This is a genomic window from Saccharopolyspora sp. SCSIO 74807 (assembly GCF_037023755.1).
Classification (GTDB): domain Bacteria; phylum Actinomycetota; class Actinomycetes; order Mycobacteriales; family Pseudonocardiaceae; genus Saccharopolyspora_C; species Saccharopolyspora_C galaxeae.
The window spans coordinates 3,709,011-3,732,468 of sequence record NZ_CP146100.1 but is presented as its reverse complement, the minus strand read 5'-3'; the positions used below and the strand labels follow the sequence as shown (position 1 = coordinate 3,732,468).

Genomic DNA, 23,458 nt, shown 5'->3' with positions numbered 1-23,458 from the left:
TTCGCGGGTGCAGCGGCTCAACCACCTCCGACCGGCGCGGATGGAACCGGCCCCACCGCCGTGACCAGCCACGCAGGCAGCAGCATGGCCGGGCCGTGCGGGGCCGCAGCGCCGCCGGATCTTCGGAGGTGCAGCAGCGTGAGCACGGCGCTGGCCAACATCGACAGCGGCACCGCGAGCAGCGCGACGGCGCCGACGGCGGCGCCGAGCGCCCCGGACAGCTTCACGTCTCCCGGCCCGAGGGACGCCGGTGCGATCAGCCGGACCAGCAGGTAGACGCCCGCGAACAAGCCCGCTCCCAGCAAAGCAGCGCCGATCGACACCGGGGAGCCGGATGCGCACGACGCGACCCCGATCGCCGCGAACAGCGCTGGATACGCAGGCAGCGTCAGGGCGTCCGGCAGCCGCGAGGCGAGCAGATCGCAGGCCACGAGCAACACACCGCCCCAGGCCAGCAGCAACGGCACCGGCGCCCACCACACCGGTAAGGCACCGGCCGCGGTGCGGGCGGCCACCAGCGCCCACAGCACCGCGACCGCCGTCTCGCAGCTCCACGGCGGCGGGCGCACTCCGCGGCGCAGCCGGCTCAGCACGGCCCCGCCGAGCCCTCCAACCGCGGCGCCCGAGGCACCGCCCAACACCATCGCGAGCACGGTCATCGTTTCCATGCACTCAGCGTGGCGTTCGAACACGTGCAGTCATCGGAGAACACGCCTCGGCGTGTCGGATCGCCCCGCGGCACAACTCCGGCCGCATCCGGAAAAGCGCCCAGCCCAGCGCGATTACCAGGAAAAACGGGCTCCTCACCGCTGGACCGGGAGGAACCCGAACTCCGCTGCAGCGGCGAAAATCAGGCGTGGCCGTCGATGGTGAACAACTGATCGCAGGCAGCGACCTGACCGTCCTCGCGGAGATCACCGAGAGCGTCCGGAGCCACGTCCAGCGCGACCACCGGGCACACCGACGAGAAGCCCTTCCCTTCGACCGCAGCCGGGTCCCACGAGACCATGCGCTGCCCCGCGGCCACCTGGTCGCCCTTGGCCACGTGCAGCTCGAATCCCTCGCCCTTGAGCTGCACCGTGTCGATGCCCAGGTGCACCAGGACCGCGGTGCCGCCCGCCGAAGCGACCACGAAGGCGTGCGGGTGCAGCGTGGCGACCGTCCCGGCGATCGGCGCGACCGCGTCCGCGGCTTCGGCCGTCGGCTTCACCGCGACGCCAGGACCGACCATGGCCTGCGAGAACACCGGGTCCGGCACGTCCGACAGCGCCGCGGCCAGCCCCGCGACCGGGCTTGCGACCTCGATGCTCACAACAGGTCCTCGATGTCCTCGGCGAGGCTGTCGGCCTCCGGGCCGACCACGACCTGCACGACCTCGCCCTGGCGCAGCACCCCGTGCGCGCCCGCGGCTTTCAACGCCGCCTCGTCGACCTGTGCCTCGTCGTGGACCTTGCAGCGCAGGCGCGTAATGCACGGATCGATCTCCACCACGTTTCCCCCGCCGCCCAGCGCGGCCAGGATCGCGGCGGCCTTGTCGTCGGCCACCCCGTGCTCCCTTCGTCCTCCAGAGGCCCACCCCTGGCGCTACTCACCCGGAGAGGATCTCGCACTCGGTCGATCTTGCGTCACCGAATGTCAATGCGGCAACGAAAACGAGGCCACCTTGACACCCGTCCGCGTGGCGCTCCATTCTTCCGCATCAACTGGTTTAGACCGGACAGTACCAACCACCGCGGTCCGCGCGGCGCTTCCGGCCGGACCAGCGGGCCGACCGCCCGGCGAGCCGGGGAACACCCGGATTAAGGAGATCCGTAGTGCCGCAGCGCACCGCCCAGCGCAGCACACCGCGCGCGCTGACCGACGGGCCGACGCCGAAGCACGCCCAACTGCGGGAGATCCTGCGCGAGCTCGCCACCGAGCACCTCGGTCCCGGCGCGGCGCTGCCCTCCGAGCGGGAGCTGACCACGCGCTACGAAGTGTCCCGACTGACCGTGCGCGAAGCGATCGGCCAGCTGGTCAGCGAAGGCGTGCTGGTCCGGGTGCGCGGCAAGGGCACGTTCACCAGCCGCGTCGACTCCCGGCTGCACCTGGCGTCGTTCACCGACGACATGCGCAACCGCGGAATGCGGCCGGAGACGGTGCTGCTCGACCACGCCGAAGACCCGCCCCCGCCGGACACCGCGCGATCGCTGCGGCTGCTCCCGGACGAACCGGCCTACTGGCTGTTCCGGCTGCGCAAAGCCGATGGCGTGCCGCTCGCCGTGGAACGCGGCTGGTACCACCCGCAGGCCACGCCGGACCTGCTCGAGCAGGACCTGACGGGATCGCTGTACTCGCTGCTGGAACGGCACTACGGTGTGCGGCTCGAACAGGCGATGCAGACCGTGCTCGCCGAAGGGGCCGATGCGGACAACGCCCGCCTGCTGAACGTGCGCCCCGGCAGCCCGCTGCTGGTGTTCCGCCGGGTGAGCACCGCCCGCGGCAAGCCCGTCGAGGACATGACGTCCTGGTATCGAGGAGACGCGTACCAGGTGACGATGCCGGTGCGGCCGCAAGAGCCGGTGCTTTCCCAGGACCCGGTCCGCTCGCGAGATCGGGACCGCTGCCGAGAACGAGTGCTTTCCCAAGACCCGGCGCTGTGCCATGAATCAGCGCGACAGGCCGGAGCGCCCGGCCACCCATCGGAGGAGGTAGCCCCATGACCGTCGGCTCGGGAGGCGGCAGCTCGAGCAAGGGTTTCGCGCTGCTGCAACGGCTCGGCCGCAGCCTCATGCTGCCCATCGCGGTGCTGCCCGCCGCCGCGCTGCTGCAGCGGCTCGGGCAGGAGGACCTGCTGGGCAGCGTCCCGGGCGTGCAGGCCGTCGCCGGCGTGATCGGCGCGGCGGGCGGTGCGCTGTTCGACAACCTGCCGCTGCTGTTCGCGATCGGTGTGGCGATCGGCTTCGCGCGCAAAGCGGACGGTTCGACGGCGCTGTCGGCCGCCGTCGGCTACCTGGTGCTTTCCGGGGTGATGTGGGAGATCACCGGCCAGGAGGACGGCACCACCTTCAACAAGGGCCCGTACGGCGTGCTCGGCGGCATCATCGCCGGTCTCGTGGCGGCGTGGCTGTGGCAGCGCTACCACCGCATCAAGCTGCCGGAATACCTGGGCTTCTTCGGCGGGCGGCGGTTCGTGCCGATCGTGACCGCGGTGTCCATGCTGGTGATCGGCGCGGTGCTGGGCCTGGTGTTCCCGCTGTTCGACGCGGGGCTGACCGCGTTCAGCGACCTGGTCACCACGAACGCGGTCATCGGCGGCGGGATCTACGGCGTGGCCAACCGGTTGCTGCTGCCGTTCGGGCTGCACCACATCCTGAACAACGTCGTGTGGTTCCTGTTCGGCGACTACCACGGCGAGAAGGGCGACATCGCCAGGTTCTTCGAGGGCGACCCGACCGCGGGCACGTTCCAGACCGGCTTCTTCCCGATCTTCATGTTCGCGCTGCCCGCCGCGGCGCTGGCGATCTGGCGCAGCGCCCCTCCCGCGCAGCGCAAGACCGTCGGCGGGGTGATGCTCTCGGTGGGGCTGACGTCGTTCCTGACCGGTATCACCGAGCCGTTGGAGTTCTCGTTCATCTTCGTGGCGTGGCCGCTGCTGCTGGTCCACGCGGTGCTCACCGGCAGCTCGCACGCGCTGGTGAACTGGCTGGACATCCACTCCGGGTTCGGGTTCTCGGCCGGAGCGATCGACTACGTGCTGAACTTCGGCATCGCGCAGCGTTCGCTGTGGCTGATCCCGATCGGGCTGGGCTACGCGGTGATCTACTACTTCGTGTTCCGGTTCGTGATCACCAAGTGGAACCTGCGCACGCCCGGCCGCGAAGACAGCGCCGAAGGCGGCGGGCTGCTCGACGAGAGCCAGCAGTCCCAAGCCCCCGGCGGGTCCGGCACGGCCGGGCAGGGCACGGGCACCGGCACGAGCACGGACACCGGTACAGCGGGAAGCAGCGGCAAGCCTTGACGCACCGAACCCGCGCACGTCGTTTCCATCCCGCAACGCACGAAAGGGAATCCCATGCCTGAGCGACGGGTCACCGTGGCCAGCAAGGTCGGTCTGCACGCGCGTCCAGCCGCACTGGTCGCCAAGGCCGCCGCGGCCCAGACGGTGCAGATCAGCATCCGCAAGGCCGACACCGAGCCGGTGCAGGCAGGCAGCATCCTCGGGCTGATGACCTTGGGCGCCGACCACGGCGACGAAGTCGTGCTCGCCGCCGACGGGGACGGCGCGGACGCCGCGCTGGACCACCTGGCCGAGCTGGTCAGTTCCGACCTCGACGGCCAGTGATCCGGTAGGTGAGCGGGCCGCGCGACAGGCGATGACGGGCGCGCGGCCCGGCACCGGGATCCCGAAGCCTCCGGATCACAGCGGCAGCGGCACGTCCCCGGTCGCGCTCAGCAGCGCGTCCCGCATCGCCACGCGCGGCGCCGGCAGGCCGGTGAACAGCTCCACCTGCCCGAACGCCTGATGCAGCAGCATGTCCAGCCCGGTGGCCAGCCGACCGCCCTCCTTGCCGACCGCCTGCGCCAGCGGCGTCGGCCACGGGTGGTAGATCACGTCCAGCACGCACGCCGCCCGCGCCAACTCCGGCGCGAACGCGTCCGCGGCACCGGCGGGCAGCGTCGAGACCAGCACGTCGACCGATGCCGCCACCGACGCGAGGTCCAGCTCGTCGAGCCGTTCGACGGCCACCGAAAGCCCGACCCGTTCGGCGGTGGCCAGCACCTCGCCCGCTCGCGCCGGTTCGCGCACGGCGAGCGTCACCTCGCCCAACCCCAGTTCGGCGAACGCCGCCACCGCGGCGGCCGCCGTGCCACCGGCGCCGAGCACCAGCGCGCTGCGCCCGCCGGTGAACCCGCCTGCCGCGCGCAACGCGCCCGCCACACCGTCCACATCGGTGCAGTCCGCGTCCCAGCCACCGGTCTCCGACCTGGTCAGCGTGTTCGCCACGCCGACGGCCGCGGCCCGCTCGGTGGCCCGCTCGGCCAGCCGCAACGCGGCGTGCTTGCCGGGCATCGTCACCGACAAGCCCGCCCACTCCGGGCCGAGCTCGCCCGCCAGCCCCGCCAGTCCCGCGGCGTCCCGCTCGATCCGCTCGTAGCTCCACGGCAGACCGAGCTCGCGGTACGCGGCCTCGTGCAGCACCGGCGAGAGCGAGTGGCCGATCGGGGAACCGACCACCGCCGCCCGGCGGGGGTCAGAACGCGCCACGTTGCTGGGCCTCCTGGATGTAGCGGTCGTGCTCGGCCTGGGTGGTGGCGAAGCAGGAGTGCCCGTCCGGGAAGCACTTCACGAAGTACACCCAGGTGCCCTCGTCGGGCTTCTCCGCCGCCTGCAAGGCCGCCTTGCTCACCGTGGAGATCGGCGTCGGCGGCAGGCCGAAGTTCTGGTAGCTGTTGTACGGACCCGGTTTCTGCCGGTCCTCCGACTTCGTCAGCAGCGTCGGCTTGTCCAGCGGGTAGTTGATCGTCGAGTCCATCTGCAACTTCATCTGCGGGTCGGTGGTCCGGTTGTAGATCACCCGCGCGACCTTGCCGAAGTCGTCCTGGATGCCCTCGCTCTGCACCAGCGAGCCGATGGTCAGCAGCTCGTACGGGGTGTGCCCGGTGCCATCGGCCGCCTGCGGCAGTCCGGCGGCCTGCAGCAGCGCAGCGGACTTGGTGACCACTTGGCGCAGCACTTCCTCCGGCGGCTCGCCCGGTTTGACGTCGTAGACGCCCGGCATGATCAAGCCTTCCAACCGGCGCTCCGGCGGCGCCTTCTGCGCATCGGCGATCGCCCACTCCGGAACACCCAGCGCGGCCAGGTCCGCCGAGGCGGCCGCCTGGTGCATCTGCTCCGGCGTGGTGCACTGCTTGGCGGCGTCGGTGCAGGTGGCCTGGGCGAGCTTGGTGAGCAGGCCGGGCGTGCTCCCGCCGTCCGGGCTGAGCTGGTCCTCCAGCCGCTGCCCGCCGCGGACCTCGACGCGGCCGGTCTTGGCCTCCGGCGACAACATGCGCTGCACCGCCGCGGCCCCGGACATCCTCGACTTCATCAGGTAGAAACCGGGCTGGACGTTGTTGATCTGCCGGTTCTCCTCGGCGGCGTTGGTGAACGCCGAGGACGAGGCCACCACGTCCGCCTTCGACAGCGTCTGCGCGACGTTGCTGACGGTGTCACCGGAGGAGACCTCCACGACGACTTCACCGCTGCCCTGGCCCTCGTAGTCCTCGTACGAACCGATGCGCAGGATCTGCATGGCGCCGTAGACCACGCCCACGCCCACCAGCAGCAGCACGCACACACCGGCCATCGCGGTGACCGAACCGCGCCGCTTGCGCCTGCGCAGCCGTTCCCGCCGTTGGCGGGCTTCCTTGCGGCTGCGCGGCGGCTCTCCGGCGTCGTCGGTGAACAGGCCGAGATCGTCGCTCACGAAAGGTCCTCTCAGGTGGTCTGCGACCGGGCGTCAAGCCATGCCTGCAAGATCTCCACTGCGGCGGCCTGGTCGACCACGGCGCGCTGGCGCTTACCGCGAACCCCCCGTTGGGAGAGAATGCGGCTCGCCGTGACCGTGGTCAACCGTTCGTCGTGAAAGCGCACCGGCACCGGAGCGATCCGCTCGGTGAGCGCTTCTGCGTACTTCCGCGCGGCTTCGGCGGCGCTGCCGTGATCGCCGCGCAGCGTCTTCGGGAGGCCGACGACCACCTCCACCACTTCGTGCTCGGCGACCAGGCCGGCCAGCTGCGCGAGGTCGCTGCCCGCGTCCTCGTCGCGGCGCAGCGTCACCAGCGGAGTCGCCAGCATCGGCGCCGGGTCGCTGAGCGCGATGCCGACGCGCACCGCGCCGACGTCCACGCCCAGCCGCCGCCCGGCGCCCGGGTCGGGCCGCTGGTGCTCGCTCACCCCTGGATCACCCGGTCCAGCTCCCGGCGCAGCGCGCCGATCGCCGCGGTGATGCCCGCGGGGTCCGATCCGCCGCCCTGCGCCATGTCCGGCTTGCCGCCGCCGCGACCGCCGACCTCGCCGGCGAACGCGGGCACCAGCTTGCCCGCGGCCAGCCCGAGGTCCTGCGCAGCGTCGTTGACACCGACGACGAAGGACACCTTGCCCTGCTCGGAGTCGGGCGCGAACAGCGCGACGACCGCGGGCCTGCCGGTCAGGCGCCCCCGCACCTCGCCCGCCAGCGCGCGCAGCGAGCCGCCGTCCACGCCGTCGGCGACCTGCTCTGCCACCAGGCTCACGCCGCGCACGTCGGCGGCGCGCCCGGCCAGGTCACCGGCCGAGGACAGCACCTGCTGCACCCGCAGCTGCGCCAGCTCCTTCTCCGCGTCGCGCAGCCGGCTCACCACCCCGGCGATCCGGTCCGGCAGGTCCTCGGCGGGCACCTTGAACTGCTCGGCGAGCTGGCTGACCAGCAGGTGCTCCTTGCCGATGTGACGCATGGCGTCCATCCCGACCAGCGCTTCCACCCGGTGCACCCCGGAACCGACCGAGGAGTCCGCGACCAGCTTCACCACGCCGAGCTGACCGATGCGCCCGACGTGCGTACCGCCGCACAGCTCGCGCGAGTAGTCGCCCATGTCGACCACGCGGACCTGGTCGCCGTACTTCTCGCCGAACAGCGCGACCGCGCCGAGCTCCATCGCCCGGTCCATCGTCGTGGTGTAGGAGGAGACCTCGACGTCGTTCTGCAGGTAGTCGTTGACCTCTTCCTCGACGCCGCCGAGCACCGAGGCCGACACCGCGGCGGGCGCGGTGAAGTCGAACCGCATCCGGCCGGGCGAGTTCAGCGAACCGGCCTGCGCCGCCCGCTTGCCGTAGGCACCGCGCACCGCGGCGTGCACCAGGTGCGTGGCGGAGTGCGACCGGGCGATGGCGCGCCTGCGCTGCTGGTCCACCCCGGCCTCCAGCGTGGTGTCCAAGCCCAGCTCGCCGGCGACGACCTTCGCGCGGTGCACGAACAGCCCCGGCACGGCCCGCTGCACGTCGTGCACCCGCACTTCGACGCCCGGCCCGACCAGCGTGCCGGTGTCGGCGATCTGGCCACCGCCTTCGGCGTAGAACGGGGTGCGGTCGAGCACCAGCTCCACCTCGGTGCCCGCCGCCGCGGAACTCGCGGGCGCGCCGTCCACCAGCAGTCCGAGCACCCGGCTGTGCGCCTGGAGGTCGGTGTAGCCGATGAACTCGGTGGTGCCGTGCTCGTCGAGCAGCGTGCGGTAGGTCGACAGGTCGCCGTGACCGGTCTTGCGGGCCTTCGCGTCCTCCTTGGCGCGGCGGCGCTGCTCGGCCATCAGCTCGCGGAAACCGTGCTCGTCCACCGAAAGCCCCTGCTCGGAGGCCATCTCCAAGGTCAGGTCGATCGGGAAGCCGTAGGTGTCGTGCAGCTGGAACGCCTTGTCCCCGGCCAGCTGCGTGCCGCCGGCCTTCTTGGTCTCGGTCACGGCCACGTCGAAGATCTTCGAGCCGGTGGTGAGGGTGGCGCGGAAGGCGTCCTCCTCGTTGCGGATCACCGAGTCGATCCGGTCGAACTCGGTGGCCAGCTCCGGGTAGCCCGGCGCCATCGCGTCGCGCACGACCTGGGTGAACTCGCCCAGCACCGGCTCCTGCACACCGAGCAGGCGCACCGAGCGCACGATGCGGCGCAGCAGCCGCCGCAGCACGTAGCCGCGGGCCTCGTTGCCGGGCGTGACGCCGTCGCCGACCAGCATCACGCCGGAGCGCGCGTGGTCGGCGATCACGCGGAAGCGCACGTCGTCGGTGTGGTCGGCGCCGTAGGTGCGGCCGGAGAGCTCCTCGGCCTTGGCGATCACGGGGCGCACCAGGTCGGTCTCGTAGACGTTGTCCACGCCCTGCAGCAGGCAGGCCACCCGCTCGATGCCCATGCCGGTGTCGATGTTCTTGGTGGGCAGCTCACCGATCGGCGGGTTGCCGGCCTTCGGGGGCAGCTCACCCCTGATGTCCTGCATGAACACCAGGTTCCAGATCTCGATGTAGCGGTCCTCGTCGACGTTCGGGCCGCCTTCGCGGCCGTACTCCGGGCCGCGGTCGTAGTAGATCTCCGAGCACGGCCCGCCCGGACCGGGCACGCCCATGTCCCAGTAGTTGTCCTCGGGACCGCGCGACTGGATGCGCTCCGCCGGGATGCCGGTGGTGTTGCGCCACATCGCGGCGGCTTCGTCGTCCTTCTCGAAAACGGTGACCCACAGGCGTTCCGGGTCGATGCCGTAGCCGCCGTCGGCGACCGCGGAGGTCAGCAGCTTCCAGGCGTGCTCCATGGCGCCTTCTTTGAAGTAGTCGCCGAAGGAGAAGTTGCCGGCCATCTGGAAGAACGTGTTGTGCCGCGTGGTCTTGCCGACCTCGTCGATGTCGCCGGTGCGCACGCACTTCTGGATGCTCGTCGCGCGCGGGTACGGCGCCGGGGCATCACCCAGGAAGTACGGCTTGAACTGCACCATCCCCGCGTTGACGAACAGCAGGGTGGGGTCGTCCAGGATCAGCGACGCGCTGGGCACCACGGTGTGGCCCGAGCTGCGGAAGTGTTCCAGGAAGCGGTTGTTGATCTCGTGGGTCTGCACGGTGGGTCCTTCGTGGAGGGTGCTGCGGAATCCGGACGGCGTGGGCGGAAGGCTCGCGGGCGAGCGGGGACCGACCGGTCGGCGAAGCGTCGCGGCCGGTCACCCGAGGTGCCGCGTCAGCGATCCGCCCGGCGAGCTCGCCGTGCCGGTGCGCGCCCACCGTCACGAACTCGGCTCTCACCGGGGCGAGCCGCATCGACGGAGCGGGAATCGGTGAGCCGCTGCGGCGGCAACGAGGTGCCGTCCACGACGTTCTGCAGCTCCTGCTCCCGCTCGGTCATCCCGGCGCGCACGTCCGCGCCGAACGAGCCCACGGCACCCGCGAGCTCGCGCATGGCGCCGCCGAGCTGCTCGGCCACGCCGTTCGGGGTCGCCTTGCGCGTGGTCTCGTTGACCTTGCGCATCACCGCGACACCGGCCGCGATACCGGCCCCGAACCAGAACATCCGCCTCACTTGCGGCCTCCCTTGCGTCGGGAGTGCTTGCCCCACGGCTCTTCCTTGCGCTTGCGGCGAGCGCGCAATGCCTTGCTCACCCCGTACGAGAAGGCCGCGGTCTTCACCAACGGGCCACCGAGTGTAGCCGTGAACAGCGAGGACAACGCCGAAACGTTGCCGCTGACGGTCTTGGCGTTCGTGGTGATGCCGTCCACCCGTTCCAGCTGGGTGTTGACGTGCGTCAGCGTCGAGTTCGCGCCGGTGAAAAGCGGGTCGGAGTTCTCGTGCGCCTTGCGGATCGCGACGGTCGCCTCGTCCAGCGTACGGCCGAGCTTGACCAGCGGGACCGCCAGCAGCACGACCAGCAGCACGAACGCGCCTGCGACGATCAGCGCGGCGATCTGCGTGGGCGTCACGTGCCCTCCCGGTTTCTGGTTTCCCTGTGATTGTCCGGCCACCGCGAGAATTCCCGGTGGCTTGATCGCGCGTCAGGTTACCGTGCGGCCCGGGCGCCGATGCCGCCGGTGGTTCGGCGCGTCGGTGCCGGTCAAGCACCCACCGGGGTGATCGGTCCGGTCCCGGCGAGAACCGCCGCCACGTTGCGCGCGGCGAGTTCGGCCATCGCGCTGCGCGTCTCCACCGTCGCCGAGCCCAGGTGCGGGATGAGCACCGCGTTGTCCAGTTCGAGCAGCGCGGGTTCGACGGCCGGTTCGCGTTCGAAGACGTCCAGGCCCGCTGCCGCGATGCGGCCTTCGCGCAGCGCCTCGGCCAGGGCTTTTTCGTCCACGACCGGTCCGCGGCTGGTGTTGATGAGCACCGCGGAGGGCTTCATCTTCGCCAGCGCCGACTCGTCGATCAGGTGCCGGGTCTGCTCGGTGAGCGGGCAGTGCAGCGACAGCGCATCGGCTTCGCGCAGCAGCTCGTCCTGCGAGAGGTAGCGGGCGTCGAGCTCGGATTCCACCTCCGGGGCCGCGCGCCGCCTACCCGCGTAGGCGATGTTCATGCCGAACGCGCGAGCACGGCGAGCCATCGCCTGCCCGATCCCGCCAAGGCCGATGATCCCGAGGGTCTTGCCCTGCAAGCCCGTACCCAGCATGAATCCGAGGTGGAAGAACCAGGGTTGCCCGGACCGGATCAGCCGCTCCCCCTCACCGAGCCGCCGCGTCGCCATCAGCAGCAAGCCGAATCCGAGATCCGCGGTGGCATCGGTGAGCACGCCCGGCGTGTTCGTCACGGTGACGCCGCGCCCGGTCACCGCGGGCACGTCCACGTTGTCGTAGCCGACCGCCACGTTGGCCACCACCTGCAGCTGCGGGCCGGCCGCGGTCACGAGTTCGTCATCGACGCGATCGCCGAGCATCGTGACCACGCCGTGCGCGCCACGCACCACCTCGTGCAGCTCGGCGGGGTCCAACGCCCGGTCCCGCTCGCACACGTGCACGTCTCCTGCGCTGCGCAGCAGTTCGACTGCGGAGTCCGGAATCCTCCGGGTGACCACGATCCGCGACTGCACCGGCACGACCTCCTCGGGCTGGCTGTTCTCCGTCGGCGCACATTCTGCTCGACGGCTCACCGCGCCGGATTCCTGCCCGCGGCGCTATTCGCCCTCGCCGCGGACGATGCCGCGCAGCTTCGGAACCCGTTCGCCGAGCACGCGCTCGCCGCCGCGGCCGCTGGGCTCGTAGTAGTCGACGCCCACCAGCTCGTCCGGCGGGTACTGCTGCTCCAGCACGCCTTCCGAGCGGTCGTGCGGGTAGCGGTAGCCCTGCGCGTTGCCGAGCTTCTTCGCGCCCGCGTAGTGCCCGTCGCGCAGGTGCGCGGGCACCGAACCGGACTTGCCCGCACGCACGTCGCCCATCGCCGCGTCGATGGCCATGATCACCGAATTCGACTTCGGCGCGGTCGCCAGGTGCACCGTGGCCTGCGCGAGCGCGAGCCTGCCCTCCGGCATCCCGATGAACTGCACCGCGTTCGCGGCCGCCACCGCCGCCTGCAACGCGGTCGGGTCGGCCATGCCGACGTCCTCGCTGGCGTGCACCACCAGGCGGCGGGCGATGAACCGCGGGTCCTCCCCGGCTTCGACCATCCGGGCCAGGTAGTGCAGCGCGGCGTCCACGTCGGAGCCGCGGATGGATTTGATGAACGCGCTGACCACGTCGTAGTGCTGATCCCCGCCGCGGTCGTAGAGCACGGCCGCGCGGTTGACCGTGGCCTCGACCGTGGCCAGGTCGATCCGCTGCGCGCCGTTGGACTCGGCGGACTCCGCCGCAGCCTCCAGCGCGGTCAACGCGCGCCGCGCATCGCCGCCGGCGAGCGCGACGAGGTGCTCCAGCGCCTCCTCGTCGAGCCCGAGCGCGTCGCCGAGGCCGCGTTCCTCGGACACCGCACGGCGCACCAGCTCGCGCACGTCGTCGTCACCGAGGTTGTGCAGTTGCAGCACCAGGGACCGCGAAAGCAGCGGGGCCACCACGGAGAAGTACGGGTTCTCGGTGGTCGCGGCAACCAGCAGCACCGTGCGGTCCTCCACCGCGCCCAGCAGTGCGTCCTGCTGGGTCTTGGAGAAGCGGTGCACCTCGTCGATGAACAGCACCGTGGCCTCGGCGGAACGGCCGAGCCGTCGCCGGGCCTCATCGATGACCCCGCGCACCTCCTTGACCCCGGACGACAACGCGGACAACGCCACGAACCGCCGTCCGGTCGCCTGCGAGACCAGGTTCGCCAGCGTCGTCTTGCCGGTGCCCGGCGGGCCGTAGAGCAGCACCGAAGCCGGTGCCGCCCCCTCCACCAGCCGGCGCAGCGGGGCGCCCGCGGCCAGCAGGTGGTCCTGGCCGAGCACCTCGTCCAGCGAACGGGGCCGCATCCGCACCGGCAGCGGCGCGTTCTCGGCCAGCCGTTCCCCGGCGCGGTCCTCGGTCTCGGCGCCGAACAACCCCTCGTCGAACAGGCCGTCACTCACGGCTTCGACGCTACCCGCCGGTCGGAACGAAACCGCGCCGGAGGTGCGCGAACGGCACCTCCGGCGCGGTGCGGGTCAGCCCGCGTGGGCCGGCATCGCCACTTCGGTCCGCGCGTTGTCGCGTTCGCGCTGCGCGGCCCAGTTCTCCACCGCCTGGTGGCACGCCTGGTCCAGGTGCCGGACGGTGCTCAGGTCCAAGTGCACGCTCTTGTCCGACGGCAGGCTCTCCAGCCGCTCCAGCAGCCGCGGGAGCCGCAGGAACGTGGCGTTGCCGCCGAGTTCGACGTGCACGTGGTCCTCGCCCTGCTCCTCCTGCTTGACCGACAGCCGGGACACGTCGAAGGCGGTCTTGATCACCGCGGCGGCGAGCCCGATCAGCGTGCCGATCAGCAGGTCGGTGGCCACGATCATGACCGCGGTCAGCACCAGCACCGCAGCCTCCGGGCGGTTGGTCCTGGCCAGCTGCACGACCTTGCCCGGCTCGAGCAGCTTCCAGCCGGCGTGGATCAGCACCGCGGCGAGCACCGCGGTCGGGATGAACGCCAGCACGCCCGGCAGCGCCACCACGAACAGCAGCAGCCACACGCCGTGCAGGATCCGGGACAGCTTCGTCTTCGCCCCCGCGCGGACGTTCGCGCCGGAGCGCACGATCACCGCGGTCATCGGCAACGCGCCCAGCACCCCGCATACGGCGTTGCCCGCGCCCTGGGCGACGAGCTCCTTGTTGAACTGCGTCTTCGGGCGGTCGTGCATCCGGTCGACCGCGGCCGCGCTGAACAGGCTCTCCGCCGATGCGATCAGCCCGAACGTCAGCATCGATCCGAGCACCGCCGGGGTGAACGCGGAGCCCCACGACTCGCCGGTCGGGACGTTGATCGCCTCCAGCAGGGAGCCGACCTCGATCGTCTTCAGGGGCAGCCCCAGCACGTAGGTCGCGCCGCTGACCAGCACCACCGCGACCAGCGCGGCGGGGACGTTGCGCACCTTCTCCGGCAGCTTCGGCCAGCCGAACAGGATCACCAGCGCCACCGCGGTGACGGCGACCCCGGCAAGCCCCTGCGGAGTCGTGAACATCGCGCTCACCAGCCCCGGGAGCCCGGCGAACTTGGCCGAGGTCTCGGAGGGCTGCTCCAGCCCGCCCACCGGGTAGAGCTGGCCGAGCATGATCACCAGGCCGATGCCCGCCAGCATGCCCTGCACCACCGAAGGCGAGATCGCCCGGAACCAGGTTCCGATCCGGCCCAGCCCCATCAAGATCTGCAGCACGCCTGCACCGAGCACGATGATGCCGAGCATCCCGAGCCCGTGATCGGACACCGCCGAGGCCACCAGCACGGTCAGCCCGGCCGCCGGGCCGCTGACCTGCATGGTGCTGCCCGGTAGCAGCCCCACCACGATGCCTCCGACGACACCGGTGATGATGCCGAGTTCGGCGGGCACGCCGGATGCGACGGCGACACCGACGCACAGCGGCAGCGCCACCAGGAACACGACCAGCGAAGCCCCCAGGTCGGCGCCGAAAGTTCCCTTCGGCCACTGCGGGACGCCGGTCTTGGCGCGACGGGAGGTCGCGTCGACTTGAGTGGTCACGTTGCACTCTCCGTATGAGTTTCGAGTGACGGGTAGCGCGTCCGCGTGCCGTTAGCGCGCGGACGTGCGGGAACGCGTGCGGGACTGCGGCCGCGAGAGCGCGTGATCGCCGCTGAACACGCGGGGCCACGCCGCACAACGGCAACGCGGCATCCGGGTGGACGGCGTCAGGCAGTCCCGACGAATCGGCGGTGGATCACCGCCGCGGAAATGTCACAACGGAAGGAAATCCGACTCTTCCGGCCGATCCGGCCCGGTTTCCCCGGAGTGCCAGACCAATCCGGTGTCGATCTCGTAGAACCAGCCGTGCACCCGCAACTCGCCCGCGGCGGCCCGTTCCCGGATGAACGGGTATTCGAACAACGTGCGCAGCTGCTCGCGCACGTGCTGCTTGCATTCCGAACGCACGCCGTCTTCGAGCGCGGGCGCTTCGGATACCGGCGGTTCACCGGTGCCCAGCCAGCCCCGCATCGCGGGAAGGCTTTCCAGCCCGCGCCCGGCGATCGCCTTCGCGGTCACCGCACCGCAGTGCGAGTGCCCGCAAACAACGATCTCGGGAACCTTCAGCTGCAGCACCGCGTATTCGATCGTGGCCATTTCGCTGGACGCCGAATCGGGCACGTATTCGGGCACCACGTTGCCCGCGGTCCGCAATTCGAACAGTTCCCCGGGCTGGGCGCCGGTGAGCTGCGCGGGGACCACCCGCGAATCGGAACAGGTGATGAACAGCGCGGCCGGCTGCTGACCGGTGGCCAGCCGTTTGCGGTGCGCTTCGGACACCGTGCGCGGATGGTTGCGCGCACGGTCCACCAGGTGCTCGAAAGTCATGTTGTCGCCTCACTGGACGCTTCAGGATCGTCGTCTGCCGTCGAACGCACGCGTGGTGCGCGAACGTCTCAGTGCCGATAAACCTGCAGCGTTGCGGGCGCATGTCGGCTGCGCGCGGCGGCCTCGTGCGGCTTGGTTCGCGCGCGCAGGGCGGCGGTGAACAGGTCGTGCCGCGCGCCGGGGCCCGCTTGCAGCCCGTCCGGCAGCGGCGCACCGCGATCCGGAGTGCGCCGTTCGCGCCGGGTGCCGTCCTCGGACGCCGCGCGCTGGCGCAGTTTCCCGGTGTCCCGGTTCTCCTTGATCTCGGATTTGACCTCGGCCGGGTTGCGCATCGTCAAATCACTGGCCAACGCGGGCTGCAACGGGGAGACCACGGCGACCAGGACCGAGAACAGCAGGAACAATCCTGCGCGCACGATCCTGACCTTCATGACTCCTCCGCGAAATTGCGATGCCGAACGACCGCAGCGGCCGGGTCGACGATGACCCGCCGGATGACTCGATCCGTCCCTCTCGGACACCTCGTCGAGCAGCCCCAGGCTAACGGGGCCGGGTGACGGATCGCCGAACACAAGGTATCCGACCAACGCAGTCTACTCGCAAGCCACGAACCGGGTGATCATCGCCCTAAAAATGAAGAAACATTAATCCGCCGCCGAGCGGCGCGCCGGGACGCCACCCGGCAACCGCGGTGCGGCCACTCCGACAGCGGATTGCCGGACATGCGCGAACACGCATGGTTCGCGGAAATCCATTCGCGAACGACGTGAAAAGTTGCGAATGGGTGAGCCGCGGATTAACCGCGAGTGTCGGCGACACGATAGTGGTACTCGTGCGAGAACTCGAAACCGCAGCCCGCGTACAGCCGCCGTGCGGCGTCGTTGTCCTGCTCGACCTGGAGGAACATGCCGCTCGCCCGCACCTCGCCTGCCCAGCGGGCGCCCGCGCGCAGCACCGCACGAGCCACGCCCCGTCCGCGCGCCCACGGCGCGGTCGCCATGCAGTACACCGCGCACCACCGGCCTTCCCGCACGAACAGGCCGATCCCGGCCGCAACGCCGTCCACCAGGGCGGTCGCGTACCGGGCGGGCCGATCGATCCGCGCCAAGCCGGGCTCCGACCGGCCGCGGACCGCGCTGGAGGCGTCCAGCCAGCGCTTCATCGGCTCGTCGTCGAGACGGACCTCGACTCCGGCGGCCGACACGTCGCCCGGACCGGGCAACTCGGCGGTCAGCACGTGCACCGGCGTCACCTGCCGGAAACCGCGCGCCGCCAGGCCGACGTCCAGTTCCTCGTGCCACCGCGACGGGCTGACCTGCACCGAAGCACGAGCACCGCGCTCGGAGTAGAACCGCACGACCTGTTCGATCTCGGCCGCTACATCGCGCACCCGCGAAGGCGGCAGCGCGGAGTTCGAGCGCCACCGGTCCAAATCCGCGCAGTACCGCAGCAACCAGCCACCGCGGTGCTGCACCGTGCTCGCCGGCCACGTCATCGCGGCGGCGTGCTCGACCTCGGACACCCGCGCTGCGTCCGGCTCAACACCGCCGGAGATTTCGTCCTGCACGGCCGGGCAGCATACTCAGCGCCTGGTCACTTCTCCTCGGTCCGGAACGCCGGATACCGCAACAGCTGCAACGCACCAGCGCCGAAGCGCTCCACCAGCGCGTCGACCATCCGCGAGGCGTACTCGGCCAGCTCCGGTTCCCCGCACGCCTGCGCGTCGTCGCGCAACCGCCGCCACCGGTCCACCAGCGCCGTGCTGCGCCGTGGCGAGGGCATGTGCAGGTCGATCGGCCGGTCCGACTCGCCGGTGCGCGGCAGGAACCACCAGGTCGACACCCACACCCACAGCAGCTGCGCGTCGAACAGCCGGGGCAGCAGCACCTCGTCGTCGTCCAGCTCCGGCCACACCTCGGCGATCTCCGATCGCCAGGTCGCGAGCATCCCGTCGGCCAGGTTCTCCGGCAACGCGTAGGAGCACCACGAGGACGGGAAGGGGTACTGCAGGTAGGCCGCGTCCAGCGCCACGTCGCGCACGCAGCCCCACTCGAAGTCGAGGAACCGCACCCCGGTGCCGGTGACCAGGCTGTTGTCCGGGCAGATGTCGGACGGGCTGAACGAGCGGTAGCGGCCGGACTCGAGCAGCTCCGCGGCTGAAGCCAGCCGCGCCGAGACCTCGGGCGAGGTCGGCAGGTCCAGCGTCTGCTCGAGCAGGCCGGGCAGTTCGGTCAGCGACCGCGCGATGTCCTCGGCTACCGGGTCCGTCCAGGACTTGGCGCCGACGCGGCGCATCAGCGCCTCGAAATCGGCCTCCCGGCCCGCCAGCGTGGTGTGCAGCCGCCCGAGCGCCCTGGCCCAGGCCAGCAGCGCGCGCTCGGCCGCGCGGGGGTCTTCGCCGAAGAGCACGTCGGCGAGCGTGGAACCGCGCCCGAGGTCCTCCAGCACCAGCAGCCGCCGATCGGCGTCGTGCGCGATGAGCTCGGGACCGACCCGGATCTCCGGTGGCAGCGCGGTGGCGAGCTGGCAGCTGGCCGCTTCGTGCGCGAACGGGTCGGCGCGCGCCGACTCGGGGACCTCGCAGTAGTGCTTGAGCACCAGCGTGCGCGGGAGCTCGTAGGGCGTCTCCGCCACGCGCACCCGCAGCACGGCGGAGCGTTCGCTGCCACCGAGGTCCTCCGCATCGGCGAGCCGGACCGCGGCTCCCATCCGCTTGCTGAGCACGGCTTCCGCGGTACCGACGGTGTCGGTCACCGCAGTGCTGGCGGGCACACGGACCTCCGGAGGGCCGGAAGTGATCTCCACGCTCATCGTCTCCAGACACTACCCCCACAACCTGAACCCGAACGGGCAAGACCGGTCAAGTGCTGCACCACCGGTAATGGCGCGGGCACCTGCGGTACTCGCCCGGGTGAGCTTCGCCCACGCCGACGGATGATCGGCGGCGCGCACGCCGCCGCCACACGCGGAGTTGCGGCTCGCTCACTCGACCCGGACGGAGCCGGTGGGCGCCCACGTTGCACGGTCCGACCGGCCGCGTTCGCGGCACCCGGCTCACCCGTGCAACCACCCGGCAGGCACGCGAGCGATCAGCGCCCGCTGCTTCGCCGCGAGGGCCGCTGCCGAAGGAAACGCCGCTTGGTCGCTACCGGCGGCGCGCCCCCGGCCGCAGTGATCGAGCGCCCGGATGCATCACTCGCCGACGGGCGGGCCGCACGGCGTCCACCGCGGCCACCGGCCGGTCCGGCGGCCGCCACGGAGGGCCGATCCGCGCGAACAGCGCGGTCGGCGTCTCAGCCCTGCTTCTCGACCACGTTCCCGGTCGTCACCGAGATGCTGTCGGCGTCCTTCGCGGCCGGCTTCGCATCCACCCCGGCTTCCTTGCGCTGCGCAGCGGTGATCGGCGCGGGCGCCCCGGTCAGCGGGTCGAAACCGCCACCGCTCTTCGGGAACGCGATCACCTCGCGCAGCGAGTCCGCACCGGCCAGCAACATGCAGATCCGGTCCCAGCCGAAGGCGATGCCGCCGTGCGGCGGCGGGCCGTACTTGAACGCCTCCAGCAGGAAGCCGAACTTGTCCTGGGCCTGCTCCTCGGAGATGCCCAGCACCGCGAACACCCGTTCCTGGATGTCCGAGCGGTGGATGCGGATCGAGCCGCCGCCGATCTCGTTGCCGTTGCAGACGATGTCGTAAGCCCAGGCCAGCGCGTTGTCCGGGTCCTTGTCGAAGTCCTCGGCCCAATCCGCGTTCGGCGCGGTGAACGGGTGGTGCACCGCGGTCCAGCGCGAGGAACCGACCGCCACGTCGTCGGTATCGGCGACCGGCTCGAACATCGGCGCGTCGACGACCCACACGAACGACCAGGCCGAGTGGTCGATCAGGCCGCAGCGCTGCCCGATCTCCAGCCGCGCCGCGCCGAGCAGCGCCCGCGAGGACGCGCGCTCACCGGCGGCGAAGAAGACGCAGTCGCCCGGACCGGCGCCCACGGCCTTGGCCAGGCCATCGCGTTCGGCGTCCGAGAGGTTCTTGGCGACCGGGCCGGACAGCGTGCCGTCCGCGCCGACGAGCACGTACGCCAGACCCTTGGCGCCGCGCTGCTTGGCCCAGTCCTGCCACGCGTCGAGCTGCCGGCGCGGCTGGTCGGCACCGCCGGGCATCACGACCGCACCGACGTAGGGCGCCCGGAACACCCGGAACGGGGTGTCGGAGAAGTACTCGGTGAGCTCGGTCAGCTCCAGCCCGAACCGCAGGTCCGGTTTGTCGGTGCCGTAGCGGGACATCGCATCGGCGTAGGTCATCCGCGGAATGGGCCGCGGGACCTCGTGGCCGACCAGGCGCCACAGCCCGGCGATGATCTCCTCGCCGAGTTCGAGCACGTCGTCCTGCTCGACGAAGCTCATCTCGATGTCGAGCTGGGTGAACTCGGGCTGGCGATCGGCGCGGAAGTCCTCGTCCCGGTAGCAGCGGGCGAGCTGGAAGTAGCGCTCCACGCCACCGACCATCAGCAGCTGCTTGAACAGCTGCGGCGACTGCGGCAGCGCGTACCAGGTCCCCGGCTGCAGCCGCGCCGGGACCAGGAAGTCGCGGGCGCCCTCGGGCGTGGAGCGGGTCATCGTCGGCGTCTCGACCTCGACGAATTCCCGGTCGCCCAGCACGTTGCGGGCAACGCGGTTGATCTCGCTGCGCATCCGGATGGTCCGGGCCGGGCCGTTGCGCCGCAGATCCAGGTAGCGGTGCTTGAGCCGGATCTCCTCGCCGGTCTCCAGGTGCTCGTCCAGCGGGAACGGCAGCGGCGCGGACTCGGACAGCACTTCCAGTTCGGAGGCGTAGACCTCGATCTCACCGGTGCCGATCTCGGCGTTCTCGTTGCCGACGGGACGGCGCACCACCTCACCGGTCACCCGCACGCAGAACTCGGCGCGCAGCCGGTGTGCGCGCGCGGCCATTTCCCCCTCGCGGAAGACCACCTGGGCGACCCCGGAAGCGTCGCGCAAATCGATGAAGATCACTCCACCGTGATCGCGGCGGCGCGCCACCCACCCTGCCAAGGTGACGGACTGCCCGGAGTGACCGGCGCGAAGCGATCCGGCCTCGTGCGTGCGCATCACGGGTACTGAGCTCCTCTTCAAGTCGGCGAAGCGACAACTGCTTGCTCGCGGCTGCTCCCTCGCGGCTGCTCGACGGCAGGCGCCCGGCCTGCGAGGCGGCTGAGGATCCAGGTTATCCAACGTCCGGCGGGACACGTCGAGCAGGTTTCCGCCGGACTTCGGGCGCACCCGCGGGCGAATCCGTTGTGGATGATCATTGCGCTCGCTGCGGGACCAGGCACCCTCGGCGGCGGCAGAACCGCAGGGTTGTGACGCCGCGAGTTAACTCACAGAACCGCGCTTTCCGCGTGCAATTACGACGGCATCACGCGGGTTCCTGCCGCACTCGGAACCGATCGGCGAGCAGCTCCGGAAAACGCGACTTCCCGGTGATCATGGCAATGTCAACCGCGCGCTCGGCGGTAGTCCGCCGGAGGCCACCGGGGGAGAAATACTCCCACTTTGGTGGGAGCGCCGAACCGCAACTTGATCGTTGCGCCACCGGGTTTCACTCATTAGCGTAAGTCCCCGAGTTCGGCGGACACGAGGAGTAACCATGACCGGTCCGAAGACCGAGACCCGTTCGATGTCGCGCACGGCCGTCCGCAACGACCACGCCCCACCGGTCTCGCCCGAGCTCGCGGAACTGCTCCGCACCGGACCGTTCGAAGCCGCGCTGCGCGCGGCGATCCGGTCCAGCCGGCTGAGCCTGGAACGCATCCAGCACCGGCTGCAGACCCGCGGCACCCCGGTGAGCATCACCGCGCTGAGCTACTGGCAATCCGGCCGCCGCCGCCCCGAGCGCCCCGATTCGCTGCTCGCCCTGCAGCAGCTGGAGAACGTGCTCGGGATGCCGGACGGCGCGCTGTCCGCGCTGCTGGGTCCTCCGCGCCCGCGCGGGCGCACCCGGCAGGCCGCGAACGACGCGCCGCCGCTGAGCGAGCTGTGGTCGGAGAACGAATCCGCGGTCGAGCTGCTGACCCGGATCGACACCAGCCACGACAGCAAGCTCACGCGGCTGTCGCAGCACGACGTGGTGCACGTGGACGCCTACGGCGATCAGCGCACGGTGCGGGCGAGCAAGCTTCTGCGAGCCGAGGCCAACGGTGCGGACCGATGGGTGGTGATGTTCGACGGAGCCTCCACCAGCTCGGTCTCACCGACGATCCGGCCGCTGCGCTCCTGCCGCATCGGGCAGGTGCTCACCGACCACGCGCGAGACGTGATCGTCGCGGAGCTGCTGTTCGACCGCCCGCTGGAGCGGGGCGAGACGATGCTGCTGGAGTACGAGATCTCGGACATGCCGACCGGGGCGAACGAGCCGGAATGCACGTTCTCCCGGCTGTTCCGGCTGCCGGTGCGGCAGTACGTGGTGGAGCTGGAGTTCGACCCTGCCTGCCCGCCGCAGCACGTGGAGAGCTTCGTCGGCGACTCCGCGGCCCAGGACGTGGAGACCCCGAAGCCGCTGCCGCTGGACGGGCACGCCCGCACCCACGCGGTGAAGCTCGACTTCGGGATGGGCGTGTTCGGGGTGCGCTGGCAGCCGTCGCGCAGCGCGCTGCTCGACGAGCGCTGAAACCGCCCCGCACCGGAGCACTGGTTCATCCATCCGAGTAGTCAATCGAATACGAACAGTACCCGCACTTTGCTACCGGCAAGACGCCGCGACCAGGCTTCGGCGCAGCCCGCACCGCACTTTCTCCCTACTTTCGCAGGGAGTTCCGGATGCGGTCGGTGGCGGCCGGAGCGGAATGCGGGCGCGCGAACGATTCCGGCCGCCACCGGGCAGATCTTTGAATGCGGCGCTTCCCATTCGGCTGCAACGGATGGCGGAGTCGGCGAGGACGCCCTCGGCCATTCACAGCAGGGCTAGCTGATCCGCTTCCCGTTCCGCTGGTTCAGACCGCGGCCCGGTCGCGCGGAAAGTCCCCGCCCCGGGCCGCCGCTCCCCTGGTCCGTACCGCAGCTGCGCTTCTCGCACGCGGGCCGCGATGTCCTCCTGGTAGGACTTCGGCGCGTAGGCGCCGTTGCGGTACAGCCGCTCGTACAGCGGCAGGAGGTCCGGACGGCGCTCGCTCAACCAGGCGTGATACCACTCCCGCGCTCCCGGGCGCAGGTGCAGCACCAGCGGCGTGATGGAGGTGGCGCCCGCCTCGGCGAGAGCGGCGACGGTTTCGTCGAGCTGCTGCGGCCCGTCGCTCAAACCGGGCAGCACGGGCGCCATCATCACCGAGCAACCCAGGCCGGCGGCGCTGAGCCTGCGGACCACGTCCACCCGGCGCAGCGGGGACGGCGCACCCGGCTCGATGTCCCGCCACACCTGCTCGTCGATCGAGCCGATCGACACCGCGACCGAGACCGCGGCCGACCTCGCCGCCTGTTCCAGCAGGTCGATGTCGCGCAGGATCAGCGTCCCCTTGGTGAGGATCGAGAACGGGTTCGCCCGGTCCCGCAACGCCTCGATGATCCGCCGCACCAGCCCGTAGCGGCCTTCCGCCCGCTGGTACGGGTCGGTGTTGGTGCCCATCGCGATCGGCTCGCCCGCCCACTTCGGGTGCGCGAGCTCGCGGCGCACCAGCTCCGGCGCGTTCACCTTCACCACGATCTTGCTGTCGAAGTCGTGCCCGGAGTCCAGGTCCAGGTAGGTGTGCGTGTTCCGGGCGAAGCAGTAGCGGCAGGCGTGCGAGCAGCCGCGGTAGGGGTTGATCGTCCAGCGGAACGGCACCTGCGAGGCGCCCGGCACGCGGTTGATGATCGACCTCGCGCGCACCTCGATCGCCAGCGCGTCCTCGGTGCCCGCGGCGACCGGTTCCGGACCGGGCTCGGCCAGTCCCGCCCGCCCGGTCCCGCGCGTCGGCGCGTCCTCGACGCCCAAGGGCAGCTGCGGCTCACCGCTGCCCGAGACCCGTTGCTTTTCCCAGCGCATGACTCAATGCGAACACAGTTTCGATGTACTGTCCAGCACATTC

22 protein-coding genes are annotated in these 23,458 nt (G+C 71.0%); 4 read left to right on the top strand and 18 right to left on the bottom strand.

Going from position 1 to position 23,458, the window contains the following annotated elements:
• Nucleotides 1-17: 17 nt before the first annotated feature.
• From V1457_RS17200 to V1457_RS17190, 3 genes are all read right to left on the bottom strand, one after another.
• Nucleotides 18-668 (bottom strand): prepilin peptidase, encoded by a 651-nt coding sequence (locus V1457_RS17200; RefSeq protein ID WP_233627197.1) that lies wholly within the window; start codon nt 666-668, stop codon nt 18-20.
• Between the two features lie 182 nt (nt 669-850).
• Nucleotides 851-1,312, bottom strand: coding sequence for a PTS glucose transporter subunit IIA (locus V1457_RS17195; RefSeq protein ID WP_338595577.1), 462 nt, complete (start codon nt 1,310-1,312; stop codon nt 851-853).
• Entirely contained in the window at nt 1,309-1,545 is a 237-nt protein-coding gene (locus tag V1457_RS17190) for a glucose PTS transporter subunit EIIB (protein WP_200069812.1), read from the bottom strand. The genes V1457_RS17195 and V1457_RS17190 overlap by 4 nt, the downstream gene beginning before the upstream one ends.
• A 269-nt stretch (nt 1,546-1,814) precedes the next feature.
• Here V1457_RS17190 and V1457_RS17185 point away from each other — a divergent pair, with 269 nt between their 5' ends.
• Genes V1457_RS17185 through V1457_RS17175 form a run of 3 tightly spaced genes read left to right on the top strand, consistent with a single transcriptional unit; the run spans nt 1,815 to nt 4,324 of the window.
• Complete coding sequence (locus tag V1457_RS17185; RefSeq protein ID WP_338595576.1) at nt 1,815-2,702, top strand: GntR family transcriptional regulator; 888 nt, start codon at nt 1,815-1,817, stop codon at nt 2,700-2,702.
• The gene (locus tag V1457_RS17180; protein WP_338595574.1) at nt 2,699-4,000 is read left to right on the top strand and encodes a PTS transporter subunit EIIC; all 1,302 of its coding nucleotides are present in this window, start codon (nt 2,699-2,701) and stop codon (nt 3,998-4,000) included. The genes V1457_RS17185 and V1457_RS17180 overlap by 4 nt, the downstream gene beginning before the upstream one ends.
• Nucleotides 4,001-4,054: 54 nt before the next feature.
• On the top strand, nt 4,055-4,324 hold the full coding sequence (locus V1457_RS17175) for an HPr family phosphocarrier protein (RefSeq protein WP_200069815.1): 270 nt from the start codon (nt 4,055-4,057) through the stop codon (nt 4,322-4,324).
• A 75-nt stretch (nt 4,325-4,399) separates the two neighbouring features.
• Here the strand turns inward: V1457_RS17175 and V1457_RS17170 are convergent, their stop codons facing one another.
• From V1457_RS17170 to aspS, 14 genes are all read right to left on the bottom strand, one after another.
• Complete coding sequence (locus V1457_RS17170; protein ID WP_338595573.1) at nt 4,400-5,248, bottom strand: shikimate dehydrogenase; 849 nt, start codon at nt 5,246-5,248, stop codon at nt 4,400-4,402.
• Nucleotides 5,235-6,449, bottom strand: coding sequence for an endolytic transglycosylase MltG (mltG, locus tag V1457_RS17165; protein WP_200069817.1), 1,215 nt, complete (start codon nt 6,447-6,449; stop codon nt 5,235-5,237). Before mltG ends, V1457_RS17170 begins: the two co-directional genes overlap by 14 nt.
• An 11-nt stretch (nt 6,450-6,460) precedes the next feature.
• On the bottom strand, nt 6,461-6,919 hold the full coding sequence (gene ruvX / locus V1457_RS17160; RefSeq protein WP_200069818.1) for a Holliday junction resolvase RuvX: 459 nt from the start codon (nt 6,917-6,919) through the stop codon (nt 6,461-6,463).
• Complete coding sequence (gene alaS, locus V1457_RS17155; RefSeq protein ID WP_338595571.1) at nt 6,916-9,591, bottom strand: alanine--tRNA ligase; 2,676 nt, start codon at nt 9,589-9,591, stop codon at nt 6,916-6,918. Before alaS ends, ruvX begins: the two co-directional genes overlap by 4 nt.
• A gap of 116 nt (nt 9,592-9,707) precedes the next feature.
• On the bottom strand, nt 9,708-10,046 hold the full coding sequence (locus tag V1457_RS17150) for a hypothetical protein (RefSeq protein WP_295147948.1): 339 nt from the start codon (nt 10,044-10,046) through the stop codon (nt 9,708-9,710).
• On the bottom strand, nt 10,043-10,444 hold the full coding sequence (locus V1457_RS17145; RefSeq protein ID WP_200069820.1) for a DUF948 domain-containing protein: 402 nt from the start codon (nt 10,442-10,444) through the stop codon (nt 10,043-10,045). The genes V1457_RS17150 and V1457_RS17145 overlap by 4 nt, the downstream gene beginning before the upstream one ends.
• A 131-nt stretch (nt 10,445-10,575) precedes the next feature.
• On the bottom strand, nt 10,576-11,541 hold the full coding sequence (locus tag V1457_RS17140; RefSeq protein ID WP_338595570.1) for a D-glycerate dehydrogenase: 966 nt from the start codon (nt 11,539-11,541) through the stop codon (nt 10,576-10,578).
• A gap of 84 nt (nt 11,542-11,625) precedes the next feature.
• Nucleotides 11,626-12,984 carry a replication-associated recombination protein A gene (locus tag V1457_RS17135; RefSeq protein WP_200069822.1) on the bottom strand — a complete coding sequence of 453 codons (1,359 nt, stop codon included), beginning with the start codon at nt 12,982-12,984 and terminating at the stop codon, nt 11,626-11,628.
• Between the two features lie 75 nt (nt 12,985-13,059).
• Nucleotides 13,060-14,574: a SulP family inorganic anion transporter gene (locus V1457_RS17130; protein ID WP_338595569.1), complete on the bottom strand. Its 1,515-nt coding sequence runs from the start codon at nt 14,572-14,574 to the stop codon at nt 13,060-13,062.
• Between the two features lie 213 nt (nt 14,575-14,787).
• A complete protein-coding gene (locus tag V1457_RS17125; protein ID WP_200069824.1) occupies nt 14,788-15,402 on the bottom strand; it encodes a carbonic anhydrase in 615 nt (204 codons plus the stop codon).
• 68 nt (nt 15,403-15,470) lie between these two features.
• Nucleotides 15,471-15,833 (bottom strand): hypothetical protein, encoded by a 363-nt coding sequence (locus V1457_RS17120; RefSeq protein ID WP_200069825.1) that lies wholly within the window; start codon nt 15,831-15,833, stop codon nt 15,471-15,473.
• Nucleotides 15,834-16,198: 365 nt separating this feature from the next.
• On the bottom strand, nt 16,199-16,969 hold the full coding sequence (locus V1457_RS17115; RefSeq protein WP_338595568.1) for a GNAT family N-acetyltransferase: 771 nt from the start codon (nt 16,967-16,969) through the stop codon (nt 16,199-16,201).
• Nucleotides 16,970-16,995: 26 nt separating this feature from the next.
• Nucleotides 16,996-18,213, bottom strand: a complete 1,218-nt coding sequence (locus V1457_RS17110; protein ID WP_200069826.1) for a phosphotransferase family protein — start codon at nt 18,211-18,213, stop codon at nt 16,996-16,998.
• 482 nt (nt 18,214-18,695) lie between these two features.
• Nucleotides 18,696-20,510 carry an aspartate--tRNA ligase gene (aspS, locus tag V1457_RS17105; RefSeq protein WP_200069827.1) on the bottom strand — a complete coding sequence of 605 codons (1,815 nt, stop codon included), beginning with the start codon at nt 20,508-20,510 and terminating at the stop codon, nt 18,696-18,698.
• 535 nt (nt 20,511-21,045) lie between these two features.
• Here aspS and V1457_RS17100 point away from each other — a divergent pair.
• Nucleotides 21,046-22,065, top strand: a complete 1,020-nt coding sequence (locus tag V1457_RS17100) for a hypothetical protein (RefSeq protein ID WP_295144911.1) — start codon at nt 21,046-21,048, stop codon at nt 22,063-22,065.
• A gap of 282 nt (nt 22,066-22,347) precedes the next feature.
• On the opposite strand, the gene V1457_RS17095 is transcribed toward V1457_RS17100, so the two are convergent.
• Complete coding sequence (locus V1457_RS17095) at nt 22,348-23,415, bottom strand: Rv2578c family radical SAM protein (RefSeq protein WP_200069829.1); 1,068 nt, start codon at nt 23,413-23,415, stop codon at nt 22,348-22,350.
• Between the last annotated feature and the right edge of the window lie 43 nt (nt 23,416-23,458).

What these genes read in the sequence shown, in the direction of transcription:
- V1457_RS17120 (WP_200069825.1), bottom strand. Translation starts at nt 15,833, where the DNA reads ATGAAGGTCAGGATCGTGCGCGCAGGATTGTTCCTGCTGTTCTCGGTC.
- V1457_RS17110 (WP_200069826.1), bottom strand. Translation starts at nt 18,213, where the DNA reads ATGAGCGTGGAGATCACTTCCGGCCCTCCGGAGGTCCGTGTGCCCGCC.
- V1457_RS17175 (WP_200069815.1), top strand. Translation starts at nt 4,055, where the DNA reads ATGCCTGAGCGACGGGTCACCGTGGCCAGCAAGGTCGGTCTGCACGCG.
- V1457_RS17200 (WP_233627197.1), bottom strand. Translation starts at nt 668, where the DNA reads ATGGAAACGATGACCGTGCTCGCGATGGTGTTGGGCGGTGCCTCGGGC.
- V1457_RS17100 (WP_295144911.1), top strand. Translation starts at nt 21,046, where the DNA reads ATGACCGGTCCGAAGACCGAGACCCGTTCGATGTCGCGCACGGCCGTC.
- V1457_RS17125 (WP_200069824.1), bottom strand. Translation starts at nt 15,402, where the DNA reads ATGACTTTCGAGCACCTGGTGGACCGTGCGCGCAACCATCCGCGCACG.
- V1457_RS17095 (WP_200069829.1), bottom strand. Translation starts at nt 23,415, where the DNA reads ATGCGCTGGGAAAAGCAACGGGTCTCGGGCAGCGGTGAGCCGCAGCTG.
- V1457_RS17180 (WP_338595574.1), top strand. Translation starts at nt 2,699, where the DNA reads ATGACCGTCGGCTCGGGAGGCGGCAGCTCGAGCAAGGGTTTCGCGCTG.